This window comes from Candidatus Pelagibacter sp. HIMB1715 (assembly GCF_052047595.1).
Lineage (GTDB): Bacteria > Pseudomonadota > Alphaproteobacteria > Pelagibacterales > Pelagibacteraceae > Pelagibacter.
In genome coordinates, this window is sequence record NZ_JBNAJY010000021.1 from 22,259 (window position 1) to 29,622 (window position 7,364).

General features: G+C 28.5%; 7 protein-coding genes. 5 read left to right on the forward strand and 2 right to left on the reverse strand.

All coding sequences use genetic code 11. The features are described 5' to 3' along the window. Nucleotides 1–4: 4 nt before the first annotated feature. Genes ACTTAY_RS05955 through ACTTAY_RS05965 form a run of 3 tightly spaced genes read left to right on the forward strand, consistent with a single transcriptional unit; the run spans nt 5 to nt 3,296 of the window. Nucleotides 5–538, forward strand: a complete 534-nt coding sequence (locus tag ACTTAY_RS05955) for a J domain-containing protein (RefSeq protein WP_428079254.1) — start codon at nt 5–7, stop codon at nt 536–538. Beyond that, the gene (cobS, locus tag ACTTAY_RS05960) at nt 522–1,496 is read left to right on the forward strand and encodes a cobaltochelatase subunit CobS (RefSeq protein ID WP_440672727.1); all 975 of its coding nucleotides are present in this window, start codon (nt 522–524) and stop codon (nt 1,494–1,496) included. The genes ACTTAY_RS05955 and cobS overlap by 17 nt, the downstream gene beginning before the upstream one ends. Continuing rightward, nucleotides 1,497–3,296 carry a cobaltochelatase CobT-related protein gene (locus tag ACTTAY_RS05965; RefSeq protein WP_440672728.1) on the forward strand — a complete coding sequence of 600 codons (1,800 nt, stop codon included), beginning with the start codon at nt 1,497–1,499 and terminating at the stop codon, nt 3,294–3,296. It begins immediately after the preceding gene. Here ACTTAY_RS05965 and ACTTAY_RS05970 read toward each other — a convergent pair. Together ACTTAY_RS05970 and ACTTAY_RS05975 are read right to left on the reverse strand one after the other, a co-directional pair. Continuing rightward, nucleotides 3,293–4,573, reverse strand: coding sequence for an ActS/PrrB/RegB family redox-sensitive histidine kinase (locus ACTTAY_RS05970; protein ID WP_440672729.1), 1,281 nt, complete (start codon nt 4,571–4,573; stop codon nt 3,293–3,295). The two genes, ACTTAY_RS05965 and ACTTAY_RS05970, sit on opposite strands and share 4 nt — an antisense overlap. Before the next feature lie 2 nt (nt 4,574–4,575). Then, the gene (locus tag ACTTAY_RS05975) at nt 4,576–6,639 is read right to left on the reverse strand and encodes a DNA gyrase subunit B (RefSeq protein ID WP_440672730.1); all 2,064 of its coding nucleotides are present in this window, start codon (nt 6,637–6,639) and stop codon (nt 4,576–4,578) included. Between the two features lie 125 nt (nt 6,640–6,764). On the opposite strand from ACTTAY_RS05975, the gene ACTTAY_RS05980 reads away from it, so the two are divergent. Continuing rightward, nucleotides 6,765–7,196, forward strand: a complete 432-nt coding sequence (locus ACTTAY_RS05980; RefSeq protein ID WP_440672731.1) for a hypothetical protein — start codon at nt 6,765–6,767, stop codon at nt 7,194–7,196. Beyond that, on the forward strand, nt 7,189–7,364 hold a 176-nt coding region (locus ACTTAY_RS05985), incomplete at its 3' end, for an HAD family hydrolase (protein ID WP_440672732.1). The genes ACTTAY_RS05980 and ACTTAY_RS05985, both read left to right, overlap by 8 nt.

Here is a 7,364-nt window from a genome sequence, read left to right on the forward strand (position 1 = left end):
TATCATGAAAAATATTTGTGACTGGAATAATTGTAATGAAATTGGTGAATACAGAGCACCAATTGAGAAGGATAATAGCAGGAAATATAGAATGCTTTGTCTAGAACATGTTAAAGAATTTAACAAAAACTGGAATTATTTTTCTGGGATGAGTGACAACCAAGTAATCAATTTTTTAAAGTCAGATATGACTTGGCACAAACCTACTCAAAATTTTAGTTCTTCGGATAATTTTTTTAAAGTTTTATGGAACACAACTTTAAAAGATGAATTTGATAAAGATAAATTCAACGGAGACTATAATCATATGCGTCAATTTAAATTTGATCATAAAGATATTAAAGCATTTGGAATATTGGGAATATCTGTGGGTTTAAAGTGGCAAAAAATACAAGAAAAATTCAAAGTGCTTGTTAAAAAATTTCACCCTGATATGAATGCCGGAAATAAAAAATACGAGGAAAAATTAAAACTGATAACTTTAGCTTACACACAGCTAAAAAATACTTATAGAGAAAAAATTGACTCCAAATCTTAACATTCAACCTGACATAAAAGTTTCTTTAAAACAATCTTTTGGAATAGATTCCGAAATGGAAGTAGATGCATTTTCAAAAAAAAGTGAATATGTGCCTGAAATAGATAAAAACTATAAATTTGATAGAGATACTACACTTGCAATCATTTCAGGATTTGCGTTCAATAAAAGAGTATTGGTACAAGGATATCATGGTACTGGAAAATCAACACACATAGAGCAAATAGCAGCAAGACTAAACTGGCCGTGTATTCGAGTAAATTTAGACAGTCATGTTAGCCGAATAGATTTAATAGGTAAGGATGCAATTGTACTTAAAGATGGAAAACAAGTGACACAGTTTAATGAGGGTATTCTGCCATGGTCAATTCAAAATCCAGTTGCTTTAGTATTTGATGAGTATGACGCTGGAAGGCCTGATGTCATGTTCGTTATTCAAAGAGTTTTGGAGGCTGAAGGAAATTTCACGCTACTAGATAAAAACAAAGTAATAAGTCAAAATAAGTATTTCAGATTATTTGCAACATCTAATACAGTTGGGCTTGGTGATACCACTGGACTTTATCACGGAACACAGCAAATTAACCAAGGTCAAATGGATAGATGGAATATTGTAACAACATTAAACTATCTAAACCTAGATAGAGAAATGGATATAGTTTTATCAAAGAATAAAAATTTAAATAATGCTAAAGGAAAAGAAAAAGTTGCTAATATGATTAAAGTAGCATCCTTAACTAGAAAAGGTTTTATTGCTGGAGATATATCTACTGTAATGAGTCCAAGAACAGTTCTTCATTGGGCTGAAAATTCTGAAATTTTTAAGGATACCGGATATGCATTTAGAGTAACCTTTTTAAATAAGTGCGATGATATTGAGAAAAATACAATCGCGGAATATTATCAAAGATGTTTTGGTGAAGAATTGCCTGAGTCCTTGATCAATATTCAAATTTAAATGAGCAATAAAGAAACAAATTTAAAAGAAAAATTTAGAATTGCTTTATCTTCAACAGCAAAAGTTATCGCAGACGATATTGATATAAACAACAAATCTTCTGAAGATAAAAAGACGAAAGATTTTTCGTCTTTTGAAATAAATGATCTAACTAGTCCAAGTGATTTTATAAAATTAAGAGCTGAAACAGACTCTAAAGCACTCAAAAAAAGATTTTCTAATGAAAAAATTTATAGAAAAAATTTGCCTTCAAACACTTCCTCTAGATCTTTATATAATATAGCCGAAAAGATTAGATATGAAGCCCTAGGAGGCAAAATGTTGAAAGGAATTCAAAAAAATTTTTCTGAAAACTATTCACAAATAATTAATCGTAAAAGAAAAGATCAGCTTAAAACAAAAGAAGACGTGCCTGTTGCTGAAGCTTTTGAGCTTTATATGCTTAAAAATTTTCATAATATAGACCTAAATCCTTTAACATCTAGAATGCTTAATTTCTGGGAAAAAGATTTTGAGCAATCAATCAAGAAGCATAAAGAGTTTTTGTTAAATAATTTAGAAAATCAAAATACATACAGTTCTAAATTTTCTGAAATACTTGAAGAAATGGATATTTTTCAAAGCGATGAGGAAAACCAAGAAGAAAAAGAAAATCAAGATCAAGGTCAAGACAATCCCTCAAATGATGATCAAAATAAAGATAATGAAGATAGCAAAGATAAAAATGATGAACAGCAAACAGAGGCATCCGTTGATGCTGATTATAGTATAGATGAGTTTAATTTGGATGAGCAGTTGTCTGATGTTGAGTCTGATGAACAAAACTCTGAGCAGGTAATTCAAAAAAAAATTGATAATGTAAATATTGATTATAAAATATTCACTACACAATACGACGAAGTTGTTAAAGCTGAAAATCTAGAAAATGCAGATGAAGCTAATAAACTTAGAAAAAATTTAGATCAACAGTTAATTGGTTTCCAAGATGTAATTACTAAGTTAGCTAATAAACTTCAAAGACAATTACTAGCAAAGCAAAATAGAGCTTGGGAATTTGATTTAGAAGAGGGCTTACTTGATAGTTCAAAGTTACCAAGAATAATAATGGATCCATATAACTCTTTGTCATTTAAAAAAGAAAAAGATCTAGACTTTAAAGACACAGTTGTAACTTTACTTATTGATAATTCTGGGTCTATGAGAGGAAGACCAATAACGATTGCTGCTATTTGTGCAGATATCCTATCAAGAACACTTGAAAGATGTTCGGTCAAAGTAGAAATTTTAGGATTTACCACAAAAAACTGGAAAGGTGGACAGAGTAGAGAATTTTGGACTAAAAATTCAAAACCAAAAACACCTGGAAGACTTAACGATCTAAGACATATAATTTATAAAAGTGCGGATACACATTGGAGACAAGCAAAAAATAATTTAGGCCTGATGTTAAAAGAGGGTTTGTTAAAAGAAAATATTGATGGCGAAGCTATATCTTGGGCATACAACCGAATTAAAAAAAGAAAAGAAGAAAGAAAAATTTTAATGGTAATTTCTGATGGAGCTCCAGTCGACGACTCAACTCTTTCAGTAAATTCAGGAGATTTTTTAGAAAAACATTTGAAGAAGATGGTCAAATTTATTGAGAATAAATCTGATATTGAAATTTTAGCGATTGGTATTGGACATGATGTTTCAAGATATTACAACAGAGCTATAAAAATTACTGATGTAAATGAGTTAGGAGATGTAATGATATCTCAACTTAGCTCTTTGTTCGAAACAAAGAAAAAATTTCATTAAATATTAAATAAATCTGTATTTCTCCATTTAATTATCACTTCAGCACCAGATCTTGTTTTAGAGTTTCTACATATTACAGAAGCAAAATTTTTTTCTAACAGTGTTTTTCCTATAAACAAACCTAAACCTAGTCCTGTTTTTGATTTATCTTGAGGATTATTTGATTTTAAATATGGCTCTCCTATTTTTGATAAAATATCTTTTGGATAACCTGGACCATCATCCTCAATACTTATTTCAGTAAATTCACTATCACTCTTTAAATTTATGAAAATATTTTCATCAGAAAATTTATTAGCATTACCTATAAAATTTCTTAGTCCATATACAATTTCTATAGATTTAACTATTTTTTTCGAATTAGAGTCTTGATCAAAATTAAAAATAAACTTCTTTGTACTTATCTCTTTAAATGAATTTAAAATTTCATTTAGGTAATCTCTAATTGTAATATCTACATCAATAAACTCATCCTCTTCGTCTGGATTTAAAGTTAATTTTTTTAGTATTTCATTACATCTTTCAACCTGACCAGATAATAAATTAATATCTTTTTCTACGTCTTTATTACCTTCAAATTGTTTTAGTAATTCTTGAGTAATTATTTTTATGGTTGAAAGAGGTGTTCCTAATGAATGAGCAGCTGCTGCCGCTTGACCACCCAAGGACAATAGTTCATGTTCTTTGGCCATTACTTCTTCCATTTTCGTAAGAGCTTCTTTTCTTAACCTAGATTGAGTTCCAAATGTCATTGCAAAATAATTTAAAAAAACAAGAGCAATAATCAAAGCAATCGGGATAGAGTAATAATAATAAGTGCTTACATGAAAATGATCTCCAAGTGGAGAAGGTAATTCTGTTGAATAAAAAGTTAAAAATATAATTGATAAAGCTGTTAACAACACAAGCATAGTATTTGTTCTAAAACTTAAATTAGATGATGAAAATACACTTGGAATAATTATAAAGATAACAAATGGATTAAGAATTCCACCTGACAAGTAAAGTAAAATAGCTAATTGCAAAATATCAATAACTAAAAAAATGAAAGCTGATCTGTCGGATAATTGAGTTTTTTTATAAATAAAAATTAAGTAAAAATTACTTATGATGCCAATGATTATAATTAGATTAGAAGTTATAAAGTCAAATTTAAAATCTAATACAAAGTATACAAAATTAACTGCAATTAACTGTCCAATTATACCAATCCATCTTAAGGTAATATAAGTAGATTTTTTGAATGAGTGGTGTTTTGAAGTTTCAAAAAACTTCATTTTTAAATATCAAGATTTTTTACATTGATAGCATTTGAGACTATGAAATCTTTTCTTAACGCAACATCACTTCCCATTAGTGTATGGATAAGACTTTGATCTTTTTTAAGATCTTTAGAGTACTGCACTTGAAGCAAATTTCTAGTTTCAGGATCTAAAGTTGTATTCCACAACTCTTCTGGATTCATTTCACCAAGACCCTTAAACCTTTGTATATTCATTTTTGATTTTTCTAAATCTAAAGAATTATAATATTCTTTTGAGCCTCTTTTTAATTTTTTTAATTCCTTATTATTATTTACGATATAATCCTCTAATTCTTTTTCATCTTTAATATAAATCCCTTTTGAACCTTTATTGATTTTAAACAATGGTGGTTGGGCTAAATAAACATGACCATTTTCAATTAATTTATTAAATGGTTTGTTATTAAAAAAAGTTAACAACAATGCTCTTATGTGAGAACCATCAACATCAGCATCGGTCATAATAATTATTTTACCGTATCTTAAATCTTTTAAATCTATTTCCTGAGATTTAGGGTCAAGTCCCAATGCATTAATTAATGTTACTATCTCATTTGAAGATATCATTTTTGCAAGAGCTTTTGTTCTTAAATCGGAACCGTTACTATTCACATTGCCATTTTTTTTTAAATTTATGTCTTCAACGTAAGTGTTTAAAATTTTACCTCTTAAAGGCAAAACCGCTTGATTTGCTCTATTTCTTCCTTGTTTAGCGGAACCACCTGCTGAGTCTCCCTCAACAATAAATAATTCCGTACCCTCTTGTTTTCCTATCTGACAATCAGCTAATTTTCCAGGTAATCCACTTAATTCAAGAGCTCCCTTTCTTCTTACATTTTCTCTAGCTTTTCTAGCAACATCTCTCGCCATTGCCGCTTGAATAACTTTAGCCAAAACTATTTTGGCAATCGATGGATTTTGATCAAACCATATTGATAGTTTTTCATTAACTAATGTTTCAACAATCATTCTAACTTCTGATGAAACTAATTTGTCTTTAGTTTGTGAAGAAAACTTAGGATCAGGGATTTTAGTTGAAAGCACACATGTTAAGCCTTCTTTAATATCATCTCCTGAAATAGCTAGTTTATTCTTTTTTAATAAATTATTTTCATTAGCATATTTATTTACAACCCTTGTAAGAGCACTTCTAAAACCTAATAAATGTGTTCCACCATCTTTTTGATAAATATTATTTGTGTATGGAAATATATCTTCTGCATAACCCGCATTCCATTTTAATGAACACTCTATTTCAATGTTATCTTTTTTGCCTTCAATGTAAATTGGTTTTCGAAACAAATCATTACCATTTTTATTTTGTAGTTTTTCTCTTTTCTCATCTAAAAAATCTACAAACTCTAAAACACCACCATCAAATTTAAATTCAGATGTTTTTTCTTTTTTTTGACTGGCGTCAGTAAAAATTATTTTTATACCTTTATTTAAGAATGCTAACTCTCTCATTCTTTTAATTAAAATATTTGCACTAAATTTAATTGATGAGAATATATCATTCGAAGGTAGGAATGTTATTTGAGTTCCTGTATTTTTAGATTTTCCAATTACTTTAAGAGGAGATTTTGCCTCACCATTATTAAATTCTATAAAATGTTTTTTTCCATCTCTATTTATTTCTAATTCTAGTTTTTCCGATAATGCGTTAACAACTGAAACACCAACGCCGTGTAGTCCACCAGAAACTTTATATGAGTCATGATCAAACTTACCACCAGCATGAAGTTGAGTCATAATTACCTCAGCTGCAGATTTTTTTTCCCCTTTATGCATATCAACAGGGATACCTCTTCCATCATCATTTACGGTAATTGTTCCATCAGAATTAATTTTTACATTAATATTTTTACAATGACCTGCTAATGCTTCATCAATAGAGTTGTCTACAACCTCATAAACCATGTGATGTAAACCTGTACCATCATCAGTATCCCCGATATACATTCCAGGTCTTTTTCTAACTGCTTCAAGACCTTTCAAAACTTTGATGGAGTCTGCTTGATATGTACTTTTGTTGGTCATATTTTAAATTATGGAAAAAAAAATTATATCATTTTTTAAAGAAAATTGCTGATTTATATTTATTAAATAAATAGATATTATTAAATACATCTAATAAAAAACTTAAATTAACATTAAATTATATTATGTATTTTATATCGCATAGAGGGAATATTTGGGGAATAGAAAAGGATAATGAAAACAACCCAAAATATATTGAAAAAGCAATATCACTTGGGTTTAACGTTGAAGTTGATGTAAGATTTGAAAGAGGAGATTTTTATTTAGGTCATGACATTAATCAATACAAAATAAATAAGGAATTTTTAATTAATGATAAAATCTGGTGCCACGCAAAAACTTCTAAAGCAATGAATGCTTTGAATAAAATAAAAGCTCATTTTTTTTGGCATCAAGATGATGATTATACTATCACAAGTAAAGGTTTTATATGGACATATCCAGGGAAAAAGTTGTTGCCTGAAAGTATATGTGTATTGCCAGAAATTACAAATTATAAAAAGATTAATTGCCTAGGAATTTGTTCAGATATAATTGGAAAATATAAAAATGATTAAACTAATAATTTTTGATTTAGATGGAGTATTGGTTGATACAAAAAAAATTCATTTTGATGCACTAAATTTAGCTTTAGAGAAATATGAAGATATAAAAATTTCCTATGAAGATCATGTTAAAATATTTGATGGTCTACCAACATCTAAAAAGTTAAATATTTTAAAAAA

Coding starts and splice junctions, on each gene's coding strand:
- ACTTAY_RS05980 (WP_440672731.1), top strand. CDS start 6,765: ATGTATTTTATATCGCATAGAGGGAATATTTGGGGAATAGAAAAGGAT.
- ACTTAY_RS05965 (WP_440672728.1), top strand. CDS start 1,497: ATGAGCAATAAAGAAACAAATTTAAAAGAAAAATTTAGAATTGCTTTA.
- ACTTAY_RS05970 (WP_440672729.1), bottom strand. CDS start 4,573: ATGAAGTTTTTTGAAACTTCAAAACACCACTCATTCAAAAAATCTACT.
- ACTTAY_RS05975 (WP_440672730.1), bottom strand. CDS start 6,639: ATGACCAACAAAAGTACATATCAAGCAGACTCCATCAAAGTTTTGAAA.
- ACTTAY_RS05955 (WP_428079254.1), top strand. CDS start 5: ATGAAAAATATTTGTGACTGGAATAATTGTAATGAAATTGGTGAATAC.